Annotated in this window: 28 protein-coding genes; 18 read left to right on the top strand and 10 right to left on the bottom strand. The window is 67.8% G+C overall.

Going from position 1 to position 25,402, the window contains the following annotated elements; genetic code table 11:
* Positions 1-3 precede the first annotated feature (3 nt).
* From rpiA to IFJ75_RS09950, 4 genes are all read left to right on the top strand, one after another.
* The gene (rpiA, locus tag IFJ75_RS09965) at positions 4-687 is read left to right on the top strand and encodes a ribose-5-phosphate isomerase RpiA (protein WP_207867788.1); all 684 of its coding nucleotides are present in this window, start codon (positions 4-6) and stop codon (positions 685-687) included.
* Positions 688-707: 20 nt separating this feature from the next.
* Positions 708-1,304, top strand: coding sequence for a hypothetical protein (locus IFJ75_RS09960; protein WP_207867786.1), 597 nt, complete (start codon positions 708-710; stop codon positions 1,302-1,304).
* Between the two features lie 69 nt (positions 1,305-1,373).
* Entirely contained in the window at positions 1,374-2,771 is a 1,398-nt protein-coding gene (gene gor, locus IFJ75_RS09955) for a glutathione-disulfide reductase (protein WP_207932401.1), read from the top strand.
* A gap of 120 nt (positions 2,772-2,891) precedes the next feature.
* Positions 2,892-4,262, top strand: a complete 1,371-nt coding sequence (locus IFJ75_RS09950) for a class II 3-deoxy-7-phosphoheptulonate synthase (protein ID WP_207932400.1) — start codon at positions 2,892-2,894, stop codon at positions 4,260-4,262.
* Here IFJ75_RS09950 and IFJ75_RS09945 read toward each other — a convergent pair whose 3' ends face one another.
* Positions 4,263-5,531 carry an FAD-dependent oxidoreductase gene (locus IFJ75_RS09945; protein WP_207932399.1) on the bottom strand — a complete coding sequence of 423 codons (1,269 nt, stop codon included), beginning with the start codon at positions 5,529-5,531 and terminating at the stop codon, positions 4,263-4,265.
* A gap of 153 nt (positions 5,532-5,684) precedes the next feature.
* Between IFJ75_RS09945 and IFJ75_RS09940 the strand changes: the two genes are divergently transcribed.
* The 4 genes from IFJ75_RS09940 to IFJ75_RS09925 all read left to right on the top strand — a co-directional run bounded on the left by IFJ75_RS09940 (position 5,685) and on the right by IFJ75_RS09925 (position 8,759).
* Complete coding sequence (locus IFJ75_RS09940; protein WP_207932398.1) at positions 5,685-6,266, top strand: prephenate dehydratase domain-containing protein; 582 nt, start codon at positions 5,685-5,687, stop codon at positions 6,264-6,266.
* Between the two features lie 288 nt (positions 6,267-6,554).
* Positions 6,555-7,346, top strand: coding sequence for a chorismate mutase (locus IFJ75_RS09935; RefSeq protein WP_207932397.1), 792 nt, complete (start codon positions 6,555-6,557; stop codon positions 7,344-7,346).
* 38 nt (positions 7,347-7,384) lie between these two features.
* Entirely contained in the window at positions 7,385-8,218 is an 834-nt protein-coding gene (locus IFJ75_RS09930; protein WP_207932396.1) for a hypothetical protein, read from the top strand.
* Positions 8,219-8,291: 73 nt separating this feature from the next.
* Positions 8,292-8,759, top strand: a complete 468-nt coding sequence (locus IFJ75_RS09925) for a Gmad2 immunoglobulin-like domain-containing protein (protein ID WP_207932395.1) — start codon at positions 8,292-8,294, stop codon at positions 8,757-8,759.
* A 54-nt stretch (positions 8,760-8,813) separates the two neighbouring features.
* Here the strand turns inward: IFJ75_RS09925 and panC are convergent, their stop codons facing one another.
* Positions 8,814-9,665, bottom strand: a complete 852-nt coding sequence (panC, locus tag IFJ75_RS09920) for a pantoate--beta-alanine ligase (RefSeq protein ID WP_404822099.1) — start codon at positions 9,663-9,665, stop codon at positions 8,814-8,816.
* A 117-nt stretch (positions 9,666-9,782) separates the two neighbouring features.
* Between panC and IFJ75_RS09915 the strand changes: the two genes are divergently transcribed.
* The 3 genes from IFJ75_RS09915 to IFJ75_RS09905 all read left to right on the top strand — a co-directional run bounded on the left by IFJ75_RS09915 (position 9,783) and on the right by IFJ75_RS09905 (position 11,869).
* Complete coding sequence (locus tag IFJ75_RS09915; protein WP_225897073.1) at positions 9,783-10,460, top strand: SPOR domain-containing protein; 678 nt, start codon at positions 9,783-9,785, stop codon at positions 10,458-10,460.
* 116 nt (positions 10,461-10,576) lie between these two features.
* Positions 10,577-11,419, top strand: a complete 843-nt coding sequence (locus IFJ75_RS09910; RefSeq protein WP_207932393.1) for a division plane positioning ATPase MipZ — start codon at positions 10,577-10,579, stop codon at positions 11,417-11,419.
* Between the two features lie 9 nt (positions 11,420-11,428).
* Complete coding sequence (locus tag IFJ75_RS09905) at positions 11,429-11,869, top strand: J domain-containing protein (RefSeq protein ID WP_207932392.1); 441 nt, start codon at positions 11,429-11,431, stop codon at positions 11,867-11,869.
* Positions 11,870-12,026: 157 nt separating this feature from the next.
* On the opposite strand, the gene IFJ75_RS09900 is transcribed toward IFJ75_RS09905, so the two are convergent.
* On the bottom strand, positions 12,027-13,571 hold the full coding sequence (locus tag IFJ75_RS09900) for a D-alanyl-D-alanine carboxypeptidase (protein ID WP_207932391.1): 1,545 nt from the start codon (positions 13,569-13,571) through the stop codon (positions 12,027-12,029).
* Positions 13,572-13,926: 355 nt separating this feature from the next.
* On the opposite strand from IFJ75_RS09900, the gene IFJ75_RS09895 reads away from it, so the two are divergent.
* Positions 13,927-14,397, top strand: a complete 471-nt coding sequence (locus tag IFJ75_RS09895) for a phasin family protein (RefSeq protein WP_207932390.1) — start codon at positions 13,927-13,929, stop codon at positions 14,395-14,397.
* Between the two features lie 82 nt (positions 14,398-14,479).
* Here IFJ75_RS09895 and IFJ75_RS09890 read toward each other — a convergent pair whose 3' ends face one another.
* From IFJ75_RS09890 to IFJ75_RS09870, 5 genes are all read right to left on the bottom strand, one after another.
* Positions 14,480-15,010 carry a nuclear transport factor 2 family protein gene (locus IFJ75_RS09890; protein WP_207932389.1) on the bottom strand — a complete coding sequence of 177 codons (531 nt, stop codon included), beginning with the start codon at positions 15,008-15,010 and terminating at the stop codon, positions 14,480-14,482.
* Positions 15,011-15,133: 123 nt separating this feature from the next.
* The gene (locus IFJ75_RS09885; protein WP_207932388.1) at positions 15,134-15,856 is read right to left on the bottom strand and encodes a DUF4386 domain-containing protein; all 723 of its coding nucleotides are present in this window, start codon (positions 15,854-15,856) and stop codon (positions 15,134-15,136) included.
* A gap of 36 nt (positions 15,857-15,892) precedes the next feature.
* On the bottom strand, positions 15,893-16,339 hold the full coding sequence (locus IFJ75_RS09880) for a hypothetical protein (protein ID WP_207932387.1): 447 nt from the start codon (positions 16,337-16,339) through the stop codon (positions 15,893-15,895).
* Entirely contained in the window at positions 16,339-16,554 is a 216-nt protein-coding gene (locus IFJ75_RS09875; RefSeq protein WP_207932386.1) for a hypothetical protein, read from the bottom strand. Before IFJ75_RS09875 ends, IFJ75_RS09880 begins: the two co-directional genes overlap by 1 nt.
* Positions 16,555-16,564: 10 nt before the next feature.
* Positions 16,565-16,879: an ArsR/SmtB family transcription factor gene (locus IFJ75_RS09870; protein ID WP_207932385.1), complete on the bottom strand. Its 315-nt coding sequence runs from the start codon at positions 16,877-16,879 to the stop codon at positions 16,565-16,567.
* Between the two features lie 216 nt (positions 16,880-17,095).
* Between IFJ75_RS09870 and clpS the strand changes: the two genes are divergently transcribed.
* The 3 genes from clpS to IFJ75_RS09855 all read left to right on the top strand — a co-directional run bounded on the left by clpS (position 17,096) and on the right by IFJ75_RS09855 (position 20,840).
* Positions 17,096-17,428 carry an ATP-dependent Clp protease adapter ClpS gene (clpS, locus tag IFJ75_RS09865; RefSeq protein WP_207932384.1) on the top strand — a complete coding sequence of 111 codons (333 nt, stop codon included), beginning with the start codon at positions 17,096-17,098 and terminating at the stop codon, positions 17,426-17,428.
* A gap of 12 nt (positions 17,429-17,440) precedes the next feature.
* Positions 17,441-19,750, top strand: a complete 2,310-nt coding sequence (gene clpA / locus IFJ75_RS09860) for an ATP-dependent Clp protease ATP-binding subunit ClpA (protein ID WP_207932383.1) — start codon at positions 17,441-17,443, stop codon at positions 19,748-19,750.
* Between the two features lie 142 nt (positions 19,751-19,892).
* Positions 19,893-20,840, top strand: a complete 948-nt coding sequence (locus IFJ75_RS09855; protein WP_207932382.1) for an intradiol ring-cleavage dioxygenase — start codon at positions 19,893-19,895, stop codon at positions 20,838-20,840.
* 57 nt (positions 20,841-20,897) lie between these two features.
* On the opposite strand, the gene IFJ75_RS09850 is transcribed toward IFJ75_RS09855, so the two are convergent.
* Positions 20,898-21,206 carry a CsbD family protein gene (locus IFJ75_RS09850; RefSeq protein ID WP_207932381.1) on the bottom strand — a complete coding sequence of 103 codons (309 nt, stop codon included), beginning with the start codon at positions 21,204-21,206 and terminating at the stop codon, positions 20,898-20,900.
* Between the two features lie 131 nt (positions 21,207-21,337).
* Here IFJ75_RS09850 and IFJ75_RS09845 point away from each other — a divergent pair, with 131 nt between their 5' ends.
* From IFJ75_RS09845 to IFJ75_RS09835, 3 genes are all read left to right on the top strand, one after another.
* Positions 21,338-21,688, top strand: coding sequence for a phage holin family protein (locus IFJ75_RS09845; protein ID WP_207932380.1), 351 nt, complete (start codon positions 21,338-21,340; stop codon positions 21,686-21,688).
* A 3-nt stretch (positions 21,689-21,691) separates the two neighbouring features.
* Complete coding sequence (locus IFJ75_RS09840; protein ID WP_207932379.1) at positions 21,692-22,282, top strand: DUF4287 domain-containing protein; 591 nt, start codon at positions 21,692-21,694, stop codon at positions 22,280-22,282.
* A gap of 79 nt (positions 22,283-22,361) precedes the next feature.
* Positions 22,362-23,792, top strand: a complete 1,431-nt coding sequence (locus tag IFJ75_RS09835; protein ID WP_207932378.1) for a M20/M25/M40 family metallo-hydrolase — start codon at positions 22,362-22,364, stop codon at positions 23,790-23,792.
* Between the two features lie 48 nt (positions 23,793-23,840).
* On the opposite strand, the gene IFJ75_RS09830 is transcribed toward IFJ75_RS09835, so the two are convergent.
* Complete coding sequence (locus tag IFJ75_RS09830) at positions 23,841-25,145, bottom strand: UDP-glucose dehydrogenase family protein (RefSeq protein WP_207932377.1); 1,305 nt, start codon at positions 25,143-25,145, stop codon at positions 23,841-23,843.
* Positions 25,146-25,402 lie beyond the last annotated feature (257 nt).

The raw sequence follows: 25,402 nt of genomic DNA, 5'->3' as shown, positions 1-25,402 counted from the left end.
CCGATGTCCGACGATCAGAAACGCCGCGCAGGCGAGGCGGCCGCGGAACGGGTCGAGGCGGGGATGGTGGTCGGGCTGGGAACCGGCTCGACGGCGGCCTGGTTCGTCAAGGCGCTGGCGGCGCGGGGTCTGAAGGACCTGCGCTGCGTCCCGACCTCCGAGAAGACCGCCGATCTGGCGCGCGAGCTGGGCCTGCCGCTGGTCTCGCTGGAGGATGTGTCGAAGATCGACCTGACCGTGGACGGCGCCGACGAGGTCGGGCCGGGGCTGGCCCTGATCAAGGGCGGCGGCGCGGCCCTGCTGCGCGAGAAATTGGTCTGGGAAGCCTCGAAGAGCTGCATCGTCATCGCCGACGCGGCCAAGGTGGTGCCGGTGCTGGGAACCTTCCCCCTGCCGATCGAGGTCGTCGCCTTCGGTCACAAGACGACCGGCAACCGCATCGCCGACGTCCTGCTGGACCACGAGATCACCATGCCCGCCCGCGCGCGCACGGCCGAACGGGGACTGGTGCGCACCGACGGCGGCAATCTGATCTATGACGCCAAGTGCGGGGCGATCCACGATCCCGTCCGTCTGGCCGACGACCTGAAGCTGATCACCGGCGTGGTCGAGCACGGTCTGTTCCTCGATCTGGCGGATGAGGCGATCATCGGCAAGGACGACGGGATCGAGGTCCTGCTGCCGTGAGGCGCTCCGGGCGGATCGCGATGGCTGTAGGGCTGGTCGTGGTCGGCCTGATCGGGGCGGGCTTCGCCGGACTGGCGGGATGGTACGCTATGGACCGGACCGCGATGATCGGAGGGTTGTGCCGGGCGGGATTACCCAATCTGTCGCGGCCGCACGATGTCGATGCGCGTCTGCTGGGTTGCGCCGTTCTCGGGCCGAAACAGCGCGTGACAGGAATCCTTTTGGGCGACTTCGAACTGTCAAACCTTGTCATAGGGGATCGTCTTCGTTTCGATCAGAACGATCAGGTTACGAATGAGACGGCGTGGTTTTCCGGCGCCAAAGGGCTGATGGAGCGAGGGGGAGACCGACTTGGCGAGCAGATGCGCCGCTACGTCCCCGGAGGATGCGGTATGCGCTTCGCCTCGGTGACCGTGGACGGCTGGATGACCGTGTCCGGCGGCAAATATGGCCATCTCGGATTGGCGAGCAAAGAATTCTATGCAGACCGCGTCGTGTCCGTTGGGCCGCCGTCCGCCGAAGTCGTCAAGGTCTATGGCGGGTCGCTCGCGGCAAGCCCCGAAGCGGCTGACTATTGTCGCGGACGAGAGCGATACGCCGCCCAGGTCGGGCAATAGCCACGCTCGATCATTGAACCTTCGCCCGCCGCTTCCGATATTCGCCCATCTTCCCGCCGAAAGCACACAATGACCCAGACCTACGACTACGACCTCTTCGTCATCGGGGCGGGCTCCGGCGGGGTTCGGGCGGCGCGGCTGACGGCGCTGGGCGGCAAGCGGGTGGCCATCGCGGAAGAGTTCCGGGTCGGCGGCACCTGCGTGATCCGCGGCTGCGTGCCCAAGAAATTCATGGTCATGGCCAGTGACTTCGCCCACGATTTCGAGATCGCCGAGGGCTATGGCTGGACCATCGACGCCAAGTTCGACTGGCCGAAATTCCTCGAGGCCAAGGACGTCGAGATCGCGCGTCTGTCGGGCATCTATGCCGCCAACCTCGGCAAGGCCGGGGTCGATCTGGTCAACGGCCGGGCGGTGCTGACCGACGCCCATACCGTGAAGGTCACCAAGCGGGACGGCACGGACGGCGGGACCTTCACCGCCGAGAAGATCCTGATCGCCACGGGCGGCCGGCCCTGGGTTCCGGAGACGATGACCGGGATCGAACACGTGATCACCTCGGAAGAGGCCTTCCACCTGCCCGAACTGCCCAAGCGCATCCTGATCGCCGGCGGCGGCTATATCGCGGTGGAGTTCGCGGGCATCTTCGCGGGGCTGGGCGTCGAGACGACCCTGGTCTATCGCGGGCCGAACATCCTGCGCGGCTTCGACGACGACGTGCGCGCCCATCTGGCCGGCGAGATCGAGAAGCGCGGCATCAAGGTGATCCTGGGCTGCCAGCATTCCAGCATCGAGAAGACCGAGACGGGGCTGGTGAACCACCTCGAGAACGGTATGACCATAGAGACCGATGTGGTCATGTTCGCCACCGGCCGGATTCCCTACGTCAAGGATCTGGGCCTCGAGAAGGCCGGCGTCGAACTGAGCGACAACGGCGCGATCAAGGTCGATGCGCTGTCGAAGACGACGGCGGAGAACATCTGGGCCATCGGCGACGTGACCGACCGGATGAACCTGACGCCCGTCGCCATCCGCGAGGCGGTGGCCTTCCACCAGACCGTCTACAAGAACAATCCGCAGCATTTCGACTATGAGGCCGTGGCCACGGCGGTCTTCTCCCAGCCGCCGGTGGGTGTGGTGGGACTGTCGGAGAACGAGGCGCGCCATACCTGCAAGGGCGAGGTCGACGTCTATCTGACCCGCTTCCGGCCGATGAAATACGCCTTCACCGGCTCGGACGAGCGGGTCTTGATGAAGCTGGTCGTCGACGCCGACAGCCAGAAGGTCATCGGCGTCCATATCGTCGGGCCCGAGGCGCCGGAGATGATCCAGCTGGCCGCCATCGCCGTGAAGGCCGGCCTGACCAAGGCCCAATGGGACGCCACCTGCGCCGTCCACCCGACCATGGCCGAGGAACTGGTGACGCTGAAGGACAAGCAGACCCCGGCGTCGATGTCGGCAGGCTGACGAGCTGACTGCGCACGGTTGATGCGCGGCCCTGTGCCGCGCCGCCCTTCAGCTAAGCTGAGAGGCGTTTGCAGGGGTAATTCATTGTCCGTGCGCGCCCTTCGGATTATGTAGCGCGGCATGAGTATCCGTTGGACCCCAGAGAGCTGGAGATCGAAGCCCGTCGCGCACATGCCGACGGACTATCCTGACGCGCGCGCACTGACCGCCGTCGAAGACGAACTGCGCGCGATGCCGCCGCTCGTGTTTGCCGGCGAGGCCCGCACCCTTACCTCCAAGCTCGCCCAGGTCGAAAAGGGCGAGGCCTTCCTGCTGCAGGGCGGCGACTGCGCCGAGAGCTTCAAGGAGTTCTCGACCGACAACATCCGCGACACTTTCCGTCTGATCCTGCAGATGGCCGTGGTCCTGACCTTCGCCGGCCGCAAGCCGGTGGTGAAGGTCGGGCGTATCGCCGGCCAGTTCGCCAAGCCGCGCTCTTCTCCGGTCGAGGAGATCGGCGGCGTCGAGCTGCCGTCCTATCGCGGCGACAACATCAACGGTTCGGGCTTCACCCTGGAGGAGCGGCTTCCCGATCCCCAGCGGCTGATCAAGGCCTATAACCAGTCGGCCTCGACCCTGAACCTGCTGCGCGCCTTCGCCAGCGGCGGCTATGCCGATCTGTACAACATCCACCGCTGGACCCTGGGCTTCGCCGACAACGGCGCGGGGGCCCAGTACCGCGAGCTGGCCGACAAGATCACCGAGGCCCTGGCCTTCATGGAAGCGGTCGGCGTCACCCCGGAGACCCATCCGGACCTGAGCCGCGTCGAGGTCTTCACCTCGCACGAGGCCCTGCTGCTGAACGTCGAAAGCGCCCTGACGCGTCTGGACGGCGGTTCAGGCGAATGGTTCGATACCTCGGCCCATATGCTGTGGATCGGCGAGCGCACCCGTCAGCTGGACGGCGCCCACGTCGAGTTCATGCGCGGCATCAAGAACCCCATCGGGGTGAAGTGCGGCCCGACCATGGAGCCGGACGATCTGCTGCCGCTGCTGGACAAGCTGAACCCCGACAACATCTCGGGGCGGATGACGGTCATCGGCCGCTTCGGTCACGACAAGGTCGGCAAGCGCCTGCCCAACCTGATGAAGGCGGTCAAGGACAGCGGCCACAAGGTCATCTGGTCGATCGACCCGATGCACGGCAACACCCTGAAGGCCGACAACGGCTACAAGACCCGGCCCTTCGACCGGATCATGACCGAAGTCCGCACCTTCATCGACGTGGCCGAGGCCGAGGGCGTTCACCCAGGCGGCGTCCATCTGGAAATGACCGGTCAGAACGTCACCGAATGCATCGGCGGGGCCACGGCCGTGACCGAGGACGATCTGTCGAGCCGCTACCACACCCACTGCGACCCGCGCCTGAACGCTGATCAGGCGCTGGAGCTGGCCTTCCTGGTGGCCGAGCGGCTTAAGGTCGGGCGTCTGAACCAGTCGCGCGCCGCCTGATCAGGCGGCCGTAGCGCTCGCGAAAGCCCGGGCGAACAGCGGGGCGGCCCTTTCGATGGCCGCCTCGGCTTCGGCGCGGTCGGCGGTCTCGTTGTCGAGGCCATAGCCGAACATGTCGCCGCCGCGCAGGGCCTGGACCCCGATGCCGTCGGGCCGGGAAACCAGGCCGACGCCGTTGTAATAGAGGCTGTAGCGGACCTCCGGCTGGGGCGGCAGCCAGGCCATCTGGCCGCGCACCGGGACGATGCTGTCGTCGCCGAACAGTGCCCGTGCGCCATAGCCCGTGCAGTTGACGATGACCGGCTGAGGCAGGGTCGCGAGGTCGGCCGGGGTGTTGAAGGTCCGCTGCTCGATCCGGCCGCCCTCGGCGATGAAATCGGTCATCAGCCGGTGGCCCAGCTCGGCGATGTTGAACTGCATGTTCGAGGTCTGGCGCGCGGAGGCGACCGGGAAGGGATGCTGGTCCGGGGTCAGGGCGTGGGAGCGGGGCGTGATGTCGCGCAGACGGCCCTCATAGTCGGCGAAGCGGATGACGCCGGGCGGAGACGGCGGGGTCGCGGCGGTGATGGCCGGGTTCGAGGACGGCGGGGGCGGCGGGCCGGACGGTTCGGAAGACGGCGCCGTGTCGGACAGAATGTAGCGATCGAGGAAGGCCACCGGCTCGCCCGGTTGGCCGACGTACGTCTGGTGCATGGCCCAGGAGGCGCGAGCCATCTTTTCCCAGAGGTCGGGGAAGGCCGCGTCGATGTGGTTCTCATCGGCGATGCGGGAGGAGGGGGTCCAGGTCCCCGTGGCCCGGGCCGACCGGGTCTGGGGCAGGCGGTCGGCGGCGTAGATGGTCACCTTCGCCCCCGCGCGTTGAAGCGTGGTGGCGGCGGTGAGGCCGAGCGCGCCACAGCCGATCACCGCGATGTCGGTCGTCCCGCCCTGCATCGCCAGGTCGCGCACCAGCTGGGCCGAGCCCCACGAAAGCGACCAGCCCGAGCCGCCGTGGCCATAGTTGTGCACGACCCGCTTGTCGCCGATCCGCTCGGCCTCGATGCGCGGTCCGGCGGCGCGAAAGGGGCGCAGGCAGACGGTCATCCGGGTGATCCGGTCGGCCCTGAGGTTGATCGGCGCCAATGGCGGAACGACGAAGCGCGGGGTCGGCGGAACCGTGAGGGCTGGGGCGGGCGCGGCGCCGGTCACGCAGCCGGCGAGACTGCTCGCGCCCAGCCCCCCGAGCCCCATCAGGACCAGACGGCGGCTCTTCAGCATGGCGTCCGTCATCCGTGTTCCCCTGAAGCTTTGGCGATGTTCGAGGCTTAGCGGGAATGTCGGGGCTTGTCCCGCGCGCCCGGGCGCTGCAATTGCGATGAAGTGTGGACGCATGGCGGCCATTACCGCCCGGTCCAACGCCGGGACGCCAAGGCGAGAAGACAGATGACCACCCCCGTTGCCCCCATCGAAGACGACCGCAACGCCCGCGTGGCGTTCCAGGGCGCGCCCGGCGCCTTCAGCCACGAGGCCTGCGTCGCCCTGAGGCCGTGGGACGAGGCCGTGCCGTTCGAGACCTTCGCGGAGGCGCTGGGAGCGGTGCGGACCGGCGACTGCGACATGGCCCTGATCCCGATCGAGAACTCGACCATCGGGGCGGTCGAGCCGGCCGCGACCCTGGTGCGCGAAGCGGGGTTTGAAACCCTGGCCGACGTCTGGCGGCCCATCCGACACTGCCTGATGGCCATCGACGGCGCGCGGATGGCGGACATCCGCACTATCGAAAGCCACCCCATCGCGCTGGATCAGTGCCGTGAGACCCTGTCCCATATCAATGCGAAGATCGTGGTCGCCTTCGACACCGCCGGGGCCGCCCGCGACGTCGCCGAGGCCGGAGACCGCAGCCGCGCGGCCCTGGCCCCCATGGCCGCGGCCGAGGTCTATGGGCTGTCGATTCTGCGTCACGACCTGCAGGATTCCGCCGATAACCGGACGCGTTTTGTCCTGTTGGCGTGCAAAAAGGGTTGACGATGCACGATCGTTGCGTGTCTTAAGACCCTAACGGACCACCCCGGTCCGCGATTGGACCCTCCCATGTCCCCGCTGCGCGCTTCTGTTCTGACCCTTTCGACCCGTTCGCGCGCGGTTGCCGGCTTTTATTTTAGCGGCTCCTATTACGGCTTTCGATACGCCGGCTGAGGCCTCGAGCGCGGTTCGCTCCTGACAGCCTCACCGGCGACCGCTCGGACCCCGAGCGGCTGCGCGCCTGTTGGCGCCCCCACATCGAAATTCCCGTATCCCGAAAGCCCTTCTTAAATGACCGTCTCCACCCTGAATCCGAATTCCAATCTCAAGCAGGTCTGGCCCGCTGACATGAACCCTGCCGACATGACGCCCGAACAGATGGCCCTGACCGCCCTGCGCCACGAGATCGACCTGATCGACGACCAGATCCTGGAGCTGTTCGAGCGCCGTCTCGCCATCGCGGCCAGCGTCGGCAAGGCCAAGGACGCGCCGCACGGCCCGCACACCAAGCTGCGCCCCGACCGCGAACAGACCGTGCTGGGCCGTATGCTCGGCCAGTGCCAGCCCGAGAACGCCGAGGCCGTCGCCGGCCTGTGGCGCGAGATCGTCGGCTGGGGGCTGGCCCGTCAGGGCACGCTTCAGGTCCAGGTCTGGGCCCCAAACGATCCGACCCGCGCCTTCGACGGCGCCCGCCAGCGCTTCGGCATGGCCGCCGACATCCGCATGGTCCGCGATCCGCAAGCCGCGCTGGCCTTCGCCGCCGAGGGGCATGGCGTCGCCGTTCTGGCCGTCAACACCGACGACGCCTGGTGGGTCGGCCTGCGCCGCGAATGGTCCAGCCTGTCGGTGTTCGACGGCTTCGGCCTGGGCGGCGGTCAGCCCACCGCTCTGGCAGTCGGCAAGATCGATCCGCCGGCCCTGCCGACCGGCCGCCGGGTGGTTGTCGCCGCCGGCGGCGACGCGGGCGACGGCGGCGGCGCGCGCCGCTGGGGCCTGGCCACCGACCACGGCTGGACCCTGGCCCTGACCGACGCCGACCTGGCGCCGGGAGAGGTCGAAGGCTGCGTCGGCGCCATCGGCTGAGACTTGGACACGGGGCGGGCTCCGGGCAGTATCGCCCCATGCCCGCCCTTCGCCCTCTGCTGATCCTGATGTTCGCGCTGTTCGCCGGATCGGCGACGGCGCAGGAGAACCTGCCCTGGTCGCGCGGCGGCCGGGTTCCCGACCCTTCGGTGCGACTGGACGCCCAGGATCTGGCCGACCGTATCGGCGTGGCCTGCCGGGTCGGCCGGGCCGAGGCGCGAGGCATGGACGCCGACCGCGCGGCCCAGTTCGAGGTCACCTGCGCTGAAGGCCCCGGCTATCTGTTGGTGGACGGGGCGCGGCCGCGGGCGCTGGACTGTCTGTCGCTGGAGGCCTCGCGTCTCGCCAGCGACGGCCGGTCGCCCGGCTGCCGGATCGCCGCCAACCGCGACCCTGTGCCGGTCATCGCCCCGTTGGCGAGGGAGGCCGGGATCGGCTGTCGGGTCGACGGCGGGGCCCTGCGTGGCCGGACCCCGACGGACGGGACCCTCTATGAGGTCGGTTGCGCGGGCGAGGACGGCTTCTGGCTCGAACGGGCCGCGACCGGCTGGACCGTCAGCGCCTGTCTGAAGGTCGTCTCCCAAGGCGGTGCTTGCCGTTTCACCACCCCGGCCGAACAGGTTGCGACCGTCCGGCGCTGGCTGGCAGGGGGCCTGGCGTCCGGCTGCGACGTCGCCGAGGCCCGCTTCATGGGGCAGGGACGCGGGGATCAGGCCGGGACGGAGCTCTATGAGGCGCGGTGCCGGTCAGGCGATGGCTGGCTGGTCCGCGCGGTGTCGGAACCCGACGGACCGCCGAGGCGGGTGGTCGTGGTCTACCCCTGCGCCGAGGCCGGGCACATCGGCGGCGGCTGTCGCCTGACGCACTTCTGATACCGATCTTGACGAGAGGCAGGCGGGGCGCGCAGCGTCCCGATCGGTCCCCGGTTCGGCTCAGGAAGCATCGATGCGTCAACACCTTGCTCTCGGCGCCGTGATGCTGGGTTTGGCGGCCTGCGGTCAGCCCGCGACGTCGTCCGCGCCGTCTGACGCCTCAGCCCCGCCTGCGGAGGCCCCGTCTCCGGCCGTGACCTTCCCGACAGGGGTCAGCGTAACCTCGCCCGCTGCGGGGGCGACGACCGCCAGCCCGCTGACGGTCACCGGCGTGGCGCCCAATGACTGGTATTTCGAGGCGGTGTTCGACGCCGTCCTGCTGGACGCCCAGGGCAATCTGCTGACCCAGGCGCCCGCCCAGGCCCAGACGGACTGGACCCAACCCGGCCCCGTGCCGTTCAAGGCGGTGCTCAGCTATGCCGTCGATGCGACCCAGACGGGGACGGTGGTCCTGACCGAGGACCAGACCGCCAAGGGCGAGGACGGCGACGACGCCCCGGTGCGCGAGGTGCGGATCCCGGTGGTTCTGAGGGCTCACTGATCCCTCATCCCCAACCCCGAGGATGACGGTGGTGGGGAAGCGCTCGGCGGCGTCCTAAACAGCCATATTGTCGATCAGCCGCGTCCGTCCGATAGCGGCGGCGACGAGAATGCGGGCGGGGCCGGTCACCACGCCTTCCGCGAAGGGCGTCAGGTCATCGGCGTGACGGATCACGACATAGTCGACCCGGTCGAAGCCCGCCTTGAGAATGGCCCCATAGGCGTCGCGCTCGACGGCGGCGAGGGGGCGTTTGGCGGCGGCCTGATCGGCGGCCTGACGCAGGATGACGTTCAGCTTGCGCGCCACGGCCAGCTCGGCCTCGGACAGATAGGCGTTGCGCGAGGACAGGGCCAGGCCGTGGTCGTCGCGCAGGGTGGGGCTGCCCACGATCTCGGTGGGGATGTCGAGGTCGGCGGCCATGCGGCGCACCACCATCAGCTGTTGCCAGTCCTTCTCGCCGAAGACGGCGACGTCGGCCTGGACCTGATTGAGCAGTTTGGAGACCACCACGGCGACGCCGCCAAACATGGCCGGGCGGAACTCACCTTCCAGTCCCTGTGAGGGTCCGCCCCTGGCGGCGTCTCCGACGGCGACCGAGGTGACGAAGCCGGCCGGATACATCTCCGCGACCGTCGGGGCGAACATCACCGCGCCGCCGGCGGCCGTCAGAAGCGCGGCGTCCTGGGCCTCCTGACGCGGATAGGTGCCCAGATCCTCATGGGCGGCGAACTGGGTCGGGTTGACGAAGACGCTGGTCACGACCCGGTCCGCGCGGCGTTTGGCCTCTTCCACCAGCGTCAGGTGCCCCGCGTGCAGGGCGCCCATGGTGGGAACCAGACCGACACTCAAACCTTGCAGTCTCCAGCCCCGCACAACCGCGCGCAGTTCGCTGACGGTGCGGATGATTGGAAGGGTCTCAGGGTTTTCGGGGATGGTTATGACGTTAACCCTTCGCTTTAAGCGTGTTCGTGAACGGCGTTTCAAAGCCTGTTTTGTAGGGTTGCGCTTATGACGCCCAGCAGAATGCTTCGTCCAGTCCTGGTTTCGCTCGCCCTGTCGGGGGTCGGTCTCACGACCGCTTCCTGCGGCATGGTGGAGGGGGACCCGCACCGGTTTGAGAACCTTGCCCAGCAGGTCGCCGACATCCGTCTGGATGGATCGGAGGCCCCTGTATCGGCCGCCGAGGCGCCGAAACCCCTGACGGGAACCGCCGCCGAATCCGGGCTGCGCTCCGGCCTGCGTGTCGAGGTCATGGATCCGCATGAGTTGTGGGACGCTCGCGACGGCCTGACCCACGCGGTTCGCCAGGAGAGCGCGGCTGTCGTCGAGGCCGCCGCCCCTGCCGTGGCCCAGGCGGCGATGGGCGCTGTCGTCCAGCAGGTCTCGACCCGCGCCGCCGAGGTCGCTCGTCCCGCCCGGGCGGACGGCCTGCGCTCCGGCCTGTCCGCTGCGCCTGCTACCGCACGCACCACCATCCAGCTCGGCGCCTATTCCAGCGAGGCCGCCGCCCGGTCCGCCTGGACCACGGTCAAGGCCGGCGCCGCCCGCAATGCCCTGAACGGCCTGTCGCCGGTGTTCGAGCGGGTCACAGTGAATGGGCGCGCCCTGACGCGGCTGAAGGTCGCGGCCCCCACGGCCGCCGCCGTCGCCATCTGCCGCGCGGCCCAGGTCAACGACCCGTGGTGTGCGCGTCAGGCTTGAGGCCCTCGTCCACAGCTACGCATTAACCCTTCATTGACGTTCTGGGGCGGGCGCCCGAGTCTGGCCTTCATTGACGACGCGTGAGTGAGTCGTCGCCAGCATCGGGTCATCGCAACATGGCGCAGCCTCAGGTCGTCGTCGTCGGCAATGAAAAGGGCGGGGCGGGCAAGTCCACCCTCGCCATCCATATCGTCGTGGGCCTGCTGCACGCCGGCCATAAGGTGGCGATCATCGACCTGGACCTGCGCCAGCGGTCCCTGTCGCATTTCTTCGCCAACCGCGCCGCCTGGACCGCCGCAAACGGCCATGTCCTGCCGATGCCGACCGAGCCGGATCTGGGCGACGGCAAGGCCCTGGCCCGCGCCTCGGATGAGGACCAGCTGGCGACCTTCGAGGCCGCCTACGCCCAGTGCGGCGAGGTCGACATCATCCTGATCGACACCCCCGGCGGCGACACCGCCCTGTCGCGCGCCGCCCATGCCCGCGCCGACCAGATCGTCACCCCGATGAACGACAGCTTCGTCGACTTCGACCTGCTGGGTCAGGTCGATCCGGTGACGCTGGAGCTGCTCAAGCCCTCCATCTATTCCGAAAGCGTCTGGGAGGCCCGCAAGCAGCGCGCCATCAAGGAAGGCCGCCACGCCACGATCGACTGGCTGGTGGTGACCAACCGTCTGGCCGTCGCCGAGGCCCGCAACCGCCGCCGTCTGGAAGAGCGGATGGCCAAGCTGGCCAAGCGCGTCGGTTTCCGCGTCGGGCCGGGCCTGCGCGACCGGGTCATCTATCGCGAACTCTTCCCCTTCGGCCTGACGGTCGCGGACCTGTCCAACGATGTCCGCCCGGTGGCGGTGTCCCTGGCCCACGTCGCCGCGCGTCAGGAGATGCGCAACCTGATGATGGCCATGGGTCTGGATGAGGCCTCGCTGAACAGCCTGTCCGCGCTGGACGCGGCGGCCTAAGCGAACCTTATGGGTCTGATCTGGCTGGCTCTGGCGGCGATCGCCGTCTGGGCCCTGGTCCGGCTGGGGCGACAATCCGAGAAGCCGGGAAGAGGGCAGTGGCGTATCGCCGCGACCGTGCTCGGCGCGGTGCTGCTGGCCGGGGCGGTGCTGGCGGGTTCGCACGGGGCGTGGCTGGCGACGGCCGGGATGGTCGGGGCCGGTCTCTATCTGATCTTCTCGTCACGCATCCGCGCCAACCTGCAGAGGGCGGCGCCGAAGGCCGCGAGGCCGGAAGCCCTGTCGGAGGCTGAGGCGCGGTCGATCCTCGGGGTTGGGCCGACCGCGACAAAGGTTGAGATCAACGAAGCCTGGCGCCGGCTGATGGGCCGCGCCCATCCCGATCAGGGCGGCACCGAAGGATTGGCCGCGCGGGTCAATTCCGCGCGGGACAGGCTGCTGAGGCGGTAAACCCCATCACCGCTCATCCCGGCGAATGCCGGGATCCAGATCCAGATAAGGCGCATGCTGCAAGGACGCGGCCCTCGCGAAACTTCAGTCACCGATTTGCATCTGAATCCCGGCATTCGCCGGGATGAGCGGTGGAAGTGGTGAGCGGTAGGGGCGCTCAAGCCCCCGGGCGGATCACCGAACAGGTCACGCGGCGGGCGGCGAGGGCTTCGCAGGCGTCCTCGGCCTTGGCTTGGGTCATGCCGGTGAAGCGCGAACGGAACCAGCCGTCGTTCGACTGCACCGCGCGCTCGGCGTCCGTGAACTGCGCCCGGAAGCGGCGGTTGACCTCGGTCAGCCAGTCGCGGGCGACGGACTCGCTGCGGAAGGCGCCGACCTGAACGGCCCAGCGGCCTGCGGGCGGACGCGCCGGGGCGGCCGGACGCGTGGCGGCGGGCGGGGTGCGGGCCGGGGTCGTCGTACGGGGTGCTGCGACGCCGCCATTCAGGGAGGCGGTCAGGTTGGCGGGATCGTTGGCGACGGCCCGGTTCTCGGGCCGGGGCGCGGGCGTCGGAACCGGCGGCGGGGCGTTGGCGACGGCGGCGTAGCTGCGGGCGGTGTTCGAGGCGGTTACTTCCGATCCGGCGACATGGATGGGCGAGGACACGGGGGCGGGCTGACGCGGCGCGGCGGTATAGGCGACGGCGGTCGAACCTTCGCCGTCCTCGTCGTCACGCGCCGGAGAGCCGCGCTCGCCGTTCAGCGAGGCATAGGCGATGGCGCCGGCCCCGTCGGACAGGCCCCTGCCGTCGACGCCGAAGCCGCGTTGTTCGAAGAAGGTCTGGGCGACCTGGATGGTCTCGCCCTGGGCGCGGCGGTTCTCGACCTCGAAGCCGGTGTTCATCAGCTCGGCGACATGGGCGTTGCGGGTGGCGCTGGACCGTCCGCCCATGACGATGACGATGATCCGGCGATGGTTGCGCACCGCCGAGGCGGCGAGGTTATAGCCCGAGGCGTTGGTGAAGCCGGTCTTGATGCCGTCATAGCCGTTGCCGCCCAGCAGCAGGCCGTTGGTGTTGCGGTAGTCGCGGCCCTGGAAGGCCCAGTCATGCAGGCCGAAATAGCTGTAATACTGGGGATAGTCGCGCATGATGGCGCGGGCCAGGATGGCCAGGTCGCGGGCCGAGGTGACCTGGCGGCTGTCGGGCAGGCCGTTCGGATTGACGTAGTTTGTCTGGGTCATGCCCAGCTGGCGGGCCTTGAGCGTCGCCATGGCCGCGAACCGGGCCTGGGACCCGCCGACGTGCTCGGCCAGGACCATGGCCATGTCGTTGCAGGATCGGACGGTTGTGGCGCGCATGGCGTCGTCGAAGCGGATGGTCTGGCCGGCGGCGAGGCCCAGCTTGGACGGCGGCTGGGAGGCGGCGAGAGGGGAGACGGTGACGATATCGTCCAGCTTGACGCGTCCGGCCTGAAGCGCCTCGAACGTCAGGTACAGGGTCATCATCTTGGTGACCGAGGCCGGATAGCGCGGGTCGTCGGCACGGCGCGCGAACAGGACCTCGCCCGTCTGGGCGTCGACGACGATGGCGGCGTAGCGGGCGTTGTCGGACGACTGGGCCTCGACCATCGACGAGATCGGCGACAGGGGCGAAACCGAGACGGCTGTCACCGCCAGAACGGCCATGACGCCGACGGCGATACGGCGGAAGAAAGCGGTCATCGGCAACCGAATAGCCTCGTAACTGTGACGTCCCTGTGGCCAGGGACGCAACGCGAATGTCGGGCGGCCCCCCGGCGCAATGGGTGAGAGCCTAGCATGCGAGTTTCGGGTTTCACGGTGGTTAACGAGGTCTCAACGGAGATTTGAACGGTTCGCCCGAAAAGCGAAAGCTGAGCCGTTTCCGTCGCCTGACAGTTTATCGTCGATCATATTGTGCACTGCACAAAAAACCTTGACCCGTGTTCGCACATGCACCATATGAGCCGTGTCGCGAGGGAGAAATCCGTCGTGAGGGAAATCATTACGGGTCCGTCGAAACGAACAGGGCTCGATCACCGGGTTCAGGAGACTTCACATGGCCGACACCGCCGAAGCCGTCAAAAAGACCGTCGAACAAACCGCCGCCAACACCAAGGCCCAGACCGAGAAGGTCCAGGCCGCCGGCGCCCAGGCGTTCAAGGACGGTCTGGAAAAGACCACCGCCTCGCTGTCCGAACTGGGCGCCCAGTCCAAGCTGAACCTCGACGCCGTGGTCGCCTCGACCACCGCCGCCCAGAAGGGCGCCGAGGCCCTGTCGGCCCAGGCCCTGTCCTACGGCAAGTCGAGCTGGGAAACCGGCGTCGCCGCCGCCCAGTCGATGTCGAAGGCCCGTTCGGTTCAGGAACTGATCGAGCTGCAGACCAGCTTCACCAAGTCGGCCATGGAGGTCTACATGGCCGAAATGACCAAGATGACCGAGACCCTGACCTCGTCGGTCAAGGACAGCTTCAAGCCGATCAACGAGCGCGTCACCGCCTCGGTCGAAAAGTTCCAGGCCGCTCGCTAATCAGCGACCTGACACTGCAGTAGCGTACCAGTTCCGAGTACCAGAAGGGTCCGGCGCGAAAGCGCCGGGCCCTTTTGTTTGTTCAGTTTGCCGACGGGGGCGCCGACGCCGCCGCATGATCGATGCTGAAGGCGCGCGCCAGTCGCCACTGGCCGTCGGCGTCCAGCTTCCAGAACATCGAGAACCGGGCCCGGCCGACCAGTTTCTCGGGCCCGTCGCCCTGGCGTTCGTAGAAGAGATGGGTTCCCTCCTCGACGGCGCCCGACCCGGGAATGGCGTAGACCCGCATCGAGCCGGGGACGAGTTCACGCCGCGAGCGGAAGGCGTCGGGCGCCTTCTTCGCTTCGCAACCCCTGGCGTAGTCGGCGACGAAGGCCGTGCGCCCCGCCATCAGCCCGCCGCGGTCGTGATAGAATTCGAGGTCCTCGGTCACCAGATCGCTCAGGGCCGCCGGGTCGCAGTCGTCGGACATGACGCGAAACAGAACGGCGTCCCGATCCCCGATGGCGGCGCTCAGGGCAGGTTCGGCCGGGACCGTGACGGCGGCGGACGGGGCCGTTCCCTGACCCGGCACAGCCAATACCAGAGCGAGGAAGAGCGCGGGAATCGTCATCGGTTCGTCTCCGTTGCCGAACATCACGGCCAAGCTCACGATGTGTCCACGGAACGCCGGAGTCCCGTGAATCTTTGGTCATGGCCGGCTCTGGGCTCGACCTGAACGCGACTCCGCCCGCCGTCAGGGCTGGCCTCGTGCGATCGAGTCCTGACGCTCGTTCCATTTGCGGACGTTCACGCCCCGGATCAGCAGCCACAGGCAGAAGCTCGTCTCGCCCACCAGCACGGGAAGCAGGATGGCCGGGCTTATCATGCGGGCGAACGACGGCGCCAGCAGTTCGGAGAACGAGGCGACGAGATAGCAGAGGCCGGCGATCTGCATCAGTACGCCGATGAACCGCGGCAGATAGCCTGAGCGCCAGATCAGCGTCCCGCTGACGAGACAGGCCGCGCCGAAGAAGATCAGCGCGATGTTGAACGCCACGCCGTGGGCCGTCAGGGCGAAGGTCGCCATGGCCTCGGAGAGCGCCCCGCCGGCGCCGCCCGAGGCGAGCGGCACGACCATCAGCTGGAACATCTTGCTGACCGCCTCCACCGCCAGGGAGGCGAGGTTGAGCAGCAGGAACAGCAGGGCCAGCCCGCGTCCGGCCGGCCGGAGCAGCATGTATTCGATCCAGAGCTGGACCACCGCGATCAGGGGGATGACGAGGTTCGCCGCCAGACCCCAGGTCCAGAGCGAGGAGTGGGCGAGAATCGCGCGGATCGTCCCCGCGTCGTCGCCCGGAACCGTCACGGTGTTCATGACGATGCCCTCGGCGAGGGCCCCCGCCACGATGACGACGAGATAGATGGCGCCGGCGAGGCGGGCATAGGCGAGCGGGCGGCTGCGGATGTCGAAGGGCATGAAACGGTCCGGATCGGAAAGGGCGCGGCGTCTGGCTCAGCGCCAGCGGTCGCCGCGCGCCGTGATGAAGAGGGAAGCGACCCGGCGCCAGGGCGTCACGATGGGGAAGACGACGACCAGAAGGCAGGCCGACAGGGTGGACCAGGCGCCGTCGTCCATCTGTCCCGCCATCAGGCGGGGCGCGGCGACGAAGCCCAGCCAGAGCGCCTTCCAAAGCATCTCGAAGAACAGCAGCGGCAGCATGCGGACGGGGTAGCGCAGGCCGAGCAGCGCCAGCAGGCCGATCGCGCCCAGCATGCACTGGACCACGCCTTCCATCAGTTCCCAGTCCGAGTGGTCCGCGAGGATCCCGGGCCAGACCTGAACGCCCAGACCCACGGCCAGCAGCAGATAGCCGGCGCGCAGTCCGTACAGCCGCCAGAGGGGAAGGGGAGCGTCTTCGGGACGGGCCAGGGGGCCAGGCGCGATAGCGGCCTCGGTCACTATTCGACGTCCTTGAGGATCTTCTCGATGCCGTCGAGCCGCGCCTGCATGGCGGTCAGGGCGGCGCGCGTGCTTTCGGCGAGGGCTCTGTAGGCCTCGTCCTGATCCGTCTTCGCCTTCGCCTGACGGATCGCGGCGAGATAACGCATGCCAAACACCAGCAGGATGGTGCCGAGCGGCAGGCAGAGCGTCAGGAGGTAGATATCTTCCGACACGGGCGGTCTCCTATTTTTCAGTCTTGGCCGTCAGGGAGGCGGCAGCGTCCACGATGGACCGGGGTGTGACTTCCAGGTGGAAGGGGGCGATCTCGAAGTAGTTGAGCGCCTTGCCCTCCTGCGAGAGTTCGAGGTGGCTCGTCACGAGGCCGGCTTCTTCCAGCTTGTTCAGATGCAGATGCAGCAGGGGGCGGCTGATGCCGATCTCCCGCGCCAGCCGGCTGACGTAGTTGCGACCCCCGGCCTGCAAGGCGGCGAGCACCCGCAGCCGGTGCGGATTGTCCAAGGCTGACAGGACGGTCAGCAAACGATCACCGGGGGTCATAATGCATCCGTCCTTTCATGTGTAAGAAATATCTGACGCATGTAAGGTGTCAAGCTATTTTGGGGTCGCCTTGCTTTGACGCTGGAATTTACGGCGTGTGCGGCGACCGTTTGACGGGCGTGAACGGCGTTCACGAAACCCGTGACTGGACGAGGCTTAAAAACCGTCGAACACTGCCTATCTAGTGTTTCGACTCCCCGAAACTCCGGAATGCGAATGCCGTCACAAAGGCCAGGTGATCAACAGGGTGGAGGCCTCGGCGCCACCACGATCACCGAAACAAAGCCCAAGCTTCAGAAGCCCTCGCTGTATCGGGTGCTGATCCTGAACGACGACTACACGCCCATGGAATTCGTCGTCTATGTGCTGGAGCGGTTCTTTCAGAAGAGCCGCGAAGACGCGACCCGCATCATGCTGCATGTGCACCAGCATGGCGTCGGGGTGTGCGGCGTCTTCACCTACGAAGTGGCCGAAACCAAGGTCGCCCAGGTGGTCGAGACGGCGCGCCGTCACCAGCATCCGCTGCAATGCACGATGGAAAAAGACTGAGAGGATCTCCCCATGCCCTCATTTTCACGTCCTCTCGAAGACACGCTGCAACGTGCCCTGGTTTACGCCAACGAGCGCCGTCATGAGTACGCGACGCTCGAGCACCTCCTGCTGGCGTTGATCGACGACCCCGACGCCACGGCGGTGATGACCGCCTGCAACGTCGATCTCAAGAATCTCAAGACCGCCTTGACGCTCTATGTCGACACCGACCTGGCGGCGCTCGCCACCTCGGACGGCGACGACGCCAAGCCGACCGCCGGCTTCCAGCGGGTGATTCAGCGCGCGGTGATCCACGTCCAGTCTTCGGGCCGCGAAGAAGTGACCGGCGCCAACGTCCTGGTCGCTATCTTCTCCGAGCGCGAAAGCCACGCCGCCTACTTCCTGCAGGAGCAGGACATGACGCGGTACGATGCGGTCAACTTCATCGCCCACGGCATCGCCAAGAAGGCCGGGTCCGCCGAGGCCCGCCCCGCCAAGGGCTCCTCGCCTGAGGAGGCCGAGGACGCCGCCGCCGTCAAACAGGGCGGCGAGGCGCTGGAAGCCTATTGCGTCGACCTCAACGAGAAGTCGAAGAAGGGCAAGATCGACCCCCTGATCGGCCGTCACGCCGAGGTCGAGCGCGCCATCCAGATCCTGTGCCGGCGCACCAAGAACAACCCGCTGCTGGTCGGCGAGCCCGGCGTCGGCAAGACCGCCATCGCCGAAGGTCTGGCCCGCAAGATCGTCAACCACGAGGTCCCGGCCGTGCTGGAAGGCGCGACCATCTACAGCCTGGACATGGGCGCTCTTCTGGCCGGGACGCGCTATCGCGGCGACTTCGAGGAGCGGCTGAAGCAGGTCGTCAAGGAACTCGAGAACCACGAGAACGCCATCCTGTTCATCGACGAGATCCACACGGTGATCGGCGCCGGCGCGACCTCGGGCGGGGCGATGGATGCGTCCAACCTGCTGAAGCCCGCTCTGGCTTCGGGCAGCCTGCGCTGCATGGGTTCGACGACCTACAAGGAATACCGCCAGCATTTCGAGAAGGACCGGGCCCTGGTCCGGCGCTTCCAGAAGATCGACGTCAACGAGCCGACGGTCGAGGACTCGATCAAGATCCTGCGCGGCCTCAAGGCCTCGTACGAGAGCCACCACAAGCTGCGCTATACCGAGGCGGCCATCCGCTCGGCGGTCGAGCTGTCGGCCCGCTACATGACGGACCGCAAACTGCCGGACAAGGCGATCGACGTCATCGACGAGGCCGGCGCCTCGCAGATGCTGCTGGCCGAGTCCAAGCGGAAGAAGGTCATCGGTCAGAAGGAGGTCGAGGCCGTCATCGCCAAGATGGCCCGCATCCCGCCGAAGTCGGTCTCCAAGTCCGACGTCGAAGGCCTGCGCGAACTGCAGACCGACCTGAACCGCGCCGTCTTCGGCCAGGACGCGGCGATCGAACAGGTCTCCTCGGCCATGAAGCTGGCCCGGGCGGGGCTGCGCGATCCGCAGAAGCCCATCGGCTCCTTCCTGTTCGCCGGCCCGACCGGCGTGGGCAAGACCGAGGTCGCCAAGCAGCTGGCCTCCACGCTCGGCATCGAGATGCTGCGCTTCGACATGTCGGAGTACATGGAGCGGCACACCGTCTCGCGTCTGATCGGCGCGCCTCCGGGCTATGTCGGCCATGACCAGGGCGGCCTGCTGACCGACGCCGTCGACCAGCACCCGCACGCCGTGGTCCTGCTGGACGAGATCGAGAAGGCCCACCCCGACGTCTACAACATCCTGCTGCAGGTGATGGACAACGGGATGCTGACCGACGCCATCGGCAAGAAGGTCGACTTCCGCAACGTGGTCCTGATCATGACCACCAATGCGGGTGCCGCCGACAATGCCCGGGCCTCGATCGGCTTCGGCCGCGGCAAGGTCGAGGGCGAGGACGACAAGGCCATCCAGCGCCTGTTCGCGCCGGAGTTCCGCAACCGTCTGGACGCCATCGTCAGCTTCAAGCCGCTGCAGCCCGAGACCATCCGTCAGGTGGTGACCAAGTTCGTCCTGCAGCTGGAAGCCCAGCTGGCGGATCGCAACATCACCATCGAACTGTCGGACGACGCTGCCGACTGGCTGGCCAAGAACGGCTTCGACGAACTGTACGGCGCGCGCCCCCTGGGCCGGGTCATTCAGGAGAACATCAAGAAGCCGCTGGCCGACGACATCCTGTTCGGACGCCTCACCCGCGGCGGCCACGTCAAGGTTCTGCTCAAGGACGGCAAGATCGCCTTCGACATCGCCTCGGCGAGCGGCGAAGCGGTCAAGGAAGCCGCCAACGAGGAACAGGCGGTCTAGCGACCGTCACAGGCTGAAAGTGGGAGGCCCCGGTGGAAACGCCGGGGCCTTTTTCTTCGTTTGTCTCAGGCGTTGCAGCGCTGAAACACGCGCGGCTCGCAGGGTCTTTAAGGCTCGGGTTCAGACTGAAGAGAGAGCCGCCTTGCCGGAAGACACCAAGATCAACATCGCCCTGTCCCGCCGTCACGCCCTGACCGCCGGCCTGTTCGGAGGTTTCGCGGCCGTGGCCGGGCCCGCCAGCGCGAGGACGACGACCACCGGCGCCACCGCGGCCGGCGAAGTCTGCCTGATCACGCCCCAGGCGACCCAGGGGCCCTACTGGTTCGATCCGAAGCTGGAGCGGGCGGACATCACCGAGGGCCGCAAGGGCCTGCCTCTCCGCATCGCCATCAAGGTTCTCGAGGGGGCGACCTGTGCGCCGATCAAGGACGCCCGCGTCGACATCTGGCACTGCGACGCGCTAGGCGTCTACTCCGGCTATGAAGGGCAGGGGCCGACCGGCACGACCGAGGGCGAGACCTTCCTGCGTGGGCATCAGCCGACGGGGGTGGACGGCACAGCCCACTTCCTGACCGTCTATCCGGGTTGGTATCAGGGCCGCACGCCCCATGTGCATGTGAAGGTGTTCCTCGACAAAGAGGGCACGACCAATGTCCTGACCTGCCAGCTCTTCTTCCCCGACGCCCTGAGCGAATGGCTCTACGCCCATGCCCCCGGCTATGTGCGCGAGGGCCAGACGCGCGACACCCTGAACCGCACCGACGGCATCGCCCAGGGGCAGGGCTGGTCGACCTTCGGCGCCATCAGCGAACAGGCCGACCACTATGCGATGACCGTGACCCTCGGCGTCGGCCGGACCGCGCGGTCTCAGGAGTTGGGCTTCGGGCCCGGTGGTCCGGGTGGACCGCCGCCGGGGATGATGGGACCGCCTCCGGGCGGCATGAACGGTCCCCCTCCGGGCGGAATGCGGGGTCCGCCGCCGGGCGGCTTCGGTCCCGGCGGCCCGGGCGGCGAAGGCGGGCCGCCGCATCAGGAGATCCTGACCGGCGCCGAACGGATCGCGGCCATCCTGCCCAGGACGGCGTCCTGAAACGCAAAAGGCCCGGACGTCGCCGTCCGGGCCTTTCTCATACAGTCAGTGCCGAACTCAGCGGCGGCGGCGGCCCGCGCCGGCCAGCAGCAGGCCGAGGCCCGCGACGATGGCCGTGGTCAGGAAGGGCTTCTTGCGCGCGAAGTCGAGGCCGACGCGGGCCGGCTCCTGCAGATCAGTCGGGGCCTTGGCCACGAAGCCGTCGAGGCCGTCGATGACCTTGCCGTAGCCGTCGAGGTATTTGCCTTTCACCTGATCCAGCTTGCCGTCGAGCTGAAGCCTGGTGTCGCCGGTCAGCTTGCCCAGACCTTCCTGCAGCTTGCCGCCGAGGTTCGAGAGGCCGCCATTGATGCGCTGATCGGTCATGGGAGTGTCCTTTGCGGGGAGAGAGGGTTCGCACCCATAGTGCACGTGGACGGTCGCGGTTCCAGCGCCGGTGAAGACGCCGCACAGGATCGATGGCAGAGTGTCGGAACCACCACAGACAGGCGCCCTCCATGCTGCGTTTCATCGCCCAGTTCCTCGTCACCGCCCTTGGCCTCTGGCTGGCCTCGCGGATCGTGCCGGGGGTCAGTTTCACCGATACCGGGACCCTGCTGCTGGCGGCCATCCTGCTGGGGATCGTCAACGCCATCGTGCGGCCGATCCTGACGGTTCTGACCTTCCCGATCACCGTCATCACCCTGGGCCTGTTCCTCCTGGTGGTGAACGCGGCGATGATCGGACTGGTGGCGGTGCTGCTGGGCGGCTTCGTCGTCGACGGCCTGGCCGCGGGTATCGGGGCGGCGATCATCACCGGCATCGTCAGCTGGCTGGCCGGCGCCTTCATCAGCGACGGAAAGGCCTGAGCCATGGCCCCCGTCCTGACCACCCTCGTCCTGACCGAACGCCAGCAGAAGTGGTTCGCCACCGTCCAGGCCAATTTCGAGAAGAACACCGGCAAGCCCATGTCCGAGTGGCTCGAGATCATGAAGACCTGCCCCGAGACCAAACCACGCGCCCGGATGACCTGGCTGAAGGCCGAGCACGGCGTCGGCCAGAACAGCGCCGCCTTCATCCTCGACAGTCTGAAGACCGAAGGCGCCGGCATGGGCTGGGACGAGCCCGACCTGCGCGCCGCCCTGTGGAAAGAGCCCGGCTCTCTGGCGGTGCTGGAGGCGGTGGAGGCTGTGGCGGGTAGGCTGGACGGCGTCATCTCGGGTCAGAGGAAGAGCTTCACCTCCTTCTCGCGCGCGGTGCAGTTCGCGGCGGCGCGTCCGCTGAAGACCGGCGGGCTGCTGCTGGGTGTCAAACTCGAGCCCGCCGTCTCTCCGCGGCTGTCTCCATCGGTGAAGAAGGAAAGCTGGTCGGAGCGGCTGTCGGCCGTGGTCGAGCTGACCGCGCCCGATCAGGTCGATGCGGACCTGGCCGACCTGTTTGCACAGGCTGCTGACAACGGTTGACCCTGGGGCTGACGCAGACGCCTTGCCGGATGCGGCGGAGCCGTTAGGGTCACGCTTCCCGTTTGTCCGGAGTCGTTCCATGTCCCGCCGTCTGCTCGCCGCCAGCGCCCTTGCGCTCGCCTTCGCCGCCGCTCCGTTCGCGGCCTCCGCACAGGACGAGGCGACCATCCGTCAGGCCGAGCTGCTGCGCGACAAGGCGATGACTTCCAACGTCGCCCTCGACTACGTCACCCAGCTCACGACCCGCTTCGGTCCGCGCCCGGCGGGCTCGCATTCGGAACAGGCCGCCGCCGCCTGGGCCGCCGACTATCTGAAGGGCCTCGGCTTCCAGAACGTGCACATCCAGGAGTTCCCGCTGGTCGGCTGGGAACGGGGTCAGGACAGCGGCTCGATCCTCGGCGACAATCCGCAGCCCCTGGCCGTGGCCGCGCTCGGCCATTCGCCCGCCACGCCTGAAGGCGGGATCGAGGCCGAGGTGGTGCGCTTCACCAGCCTGGAAGCCCTGCAGGCCGTTCCGGACGGCTCGCTGGCCGGCAAGATCGCCCTCGTCGACGTGGGCCAGATGCACGCCATGCAGGACGGTTCGGGCTATGGCCCGCAGACGCGCATCCGCGGCGCCGGTCCCGATGTGGCGGCGAAGAAGGGGGCCGCGGCCTTTCTGATCCGCTCGGTCGGCTCCGACGAGAACCGCCTGCCGCACACGGGCACGACCCGCTATGTCGACGGCAAGGTAGCCATTCCGGGTTTCGCTGTCTCCGCGCCCGACGCCGACCAGATCGCCCGGCTGATGGACCTCGGCCAGACGGTGCGGGTGCGGCTGTCCTCGACCGCCCATGTCTATGAGACCCACTCCCAGAACGTGATCGCCGACATCCCGGGCCGGACGCGTCCGAATGAGGTCATCGTCCTGGGTTCGCACATGGACAGCTGGGATCTGGGCACCGGCGCCATCGACGACGGCGCGGGCGGGGCCATCACCATCGCGGCGGCCAAGGCGATCGCCGAGAGCGGCCAGAGGCCTGAACGCACCATCCGCGTGATCCTGTACGGGTCGGAAGAGGTGGCCCAGCCGACCAATACCGGCAACGGCGGCGGCGCCTATGCGCGGGAGCAGGGCGGCAAGGTCGCCGACCACATCATCGCGGGCGAGAGCGACTTCGGCGCAGACCGCGTCTATGCCTTCGCCCTGCCGCCGGGCGCGCAAGGGACGGCGTTCCAGCGCATCGTCACGCGCGTCCTCTATCCGATCGGCGTCCTGACCTCGGCCCGGCCCGAGACCGAGGGCGGTGCGGACGTCGGGCCACTGGCCGAGGCGGGCGTGCCGGTGTTCGGCCTCAAGCAGGATGGGACCCGCTACTTCGACCTGCACCACACGGCGAACGATACGCTGGACAAGATCGACCCGGCCCAGCTGAACCAGAACGTCGCCGCCTGGACGGCGCTGGTCTGGCTGATCGCCAATTCGAACGTGGAGTTCCGCTCGGCCATGCCGAAGCCGGCCGCCCAGTAAGGCTCGCTATCCCTCACCGGCCTGCGACAGGCCGGTGAGGAGCTGGGCTCAGGCCCGGCCGATCGAGGTGTATTTGAAGCCGCGGGCGCGCATGTCGTCGGGGCGGTAGACGTTGCGCAGATCGACGACGATCGGCGTCTTGAGCAGCAGCTTGACCTTGTCGAGGTCGAGGGCCCGGAACTGGTCCCACTCGGTCAGGATGACCACAACGTCGGCGCCGGTGATGGCGGCGTAGGGATCTTCCTTGAAGTCGACGCCGGTCAGCATCTTGCCGGCCTCATGCATCCCCTCGGGATCGAAGGCCTGAACCGTGGCGCCGGCGGCGATCAGGGCGGGGATCACGTCCAGAGACGGCGCGTCGCGCATGTCGTCGGTGTTCGGTTTGAAGGTCAGGCCCAGGACCGCGATGGTCTTGTTCTTGAGCTCCCCATCCAGCGCCTTCTCGACGCGCCCGGCCATGGCCTTCTTGCGGGCGTCGTTGACGGCGACCGTGGTCTCGACCAGCCGCACGGGCGTGCCGGCGTCGCTGGCCGTGCGGACCAGGGCCAGGGTGTCCTTGGGGAAGCAGGAGCCGCCGTAGCCGGGGCCGGCGTGCAGGAATTTCGAGCCGATCCTATTGTCCAGACCGATGCCGCGCGCGACCTGCTGGACGTTGGCGTCCACGGCCTCGCACAGGTCTGCCATCTCGTTGATGAAGGTGATCTTCAGCGCCAGGAAGGCGTTGGCGGCGTATTTGATCAGTTCCGAGGTGCGGCGGCCGACGTACAGCAGCGGGCTCTCGTTGAGGTTCAGCGGGCGATAGATCTCGGCCATGACGGCGCGGGCGCGGTCGTCCTCGACGCCGACCACGACGCGGTCGGGGCGTTTGAAGTCGTCGATGGCGGCGCCTTCGCGTAGGAACTCGGGGTTGGAGACGACGGCGAAGTCGGCGTCCGGGCGAATCTCGCGGATGATGCGCTCGATCTCGTCGCCGGTGCCGACCGGTACGGTCGACTTGGTCACGACCACGGTGAAGCCGTCCATCAGCTCGGCGACTTCCCGGGCGACCGCATAGACGAAGCTGAGGTCGGCATGGCCGTCGCCGCGCCGCGAGGGGGTGCCCACGGCGATGAAAACGGCATCGGCGGCCTTGATGGCTTCAGCCCCGTCCACGGCGAAGGACAGCCGTCCGCCGGCGACATTGGTCTCGACCAGACGGTCCAGCCCGGGCTCGAAGATCGGCATGATCCCCTGATGCAGGCGCTCGATCTTGCCCGCGTCCTTGTCGATGCATGTAACGGTATGACCGAAGTCGGCGAAACAGGCTCCGGACACCAGCCCGACATAGCCGGTGCCGATCATGGCGATACGCATTGGTCGTACTCCCTCGACGTCGAGGGGCTAGCTAGCTCGCGGCCCCCCATCGCGCAACAAAGGGCGCAACAAAGGGGTGCAACAAATGCGTCGGTGACCGTCCGTGACGTGCGTCGAATGGCCAACTGTGAAAGACACGCCTGGTCCGATCCGATGTCGGATCCGATGCGGGGCGACGGGAATGAGGACTTGGGTTTGACGGCTTCGACAGGACTGGATCGGCGGGCGCTTCTGAGGGGCGGTGCGCTCGGCGGCGG

Source organism: Brevundimonas goettingensis, from assembly GCF_017487405.1.
Classification (GTDB): domain Bacteria; phylum Pseudomonadota; class Alphaproteobacteria; order Caulobacterales; family Caulobacteraceae; genus Brevundimonas; species Brevundimonas goettingensis.
This window is presented reverse-complemented; position numbering and strand designations above follow the sequence as displayed.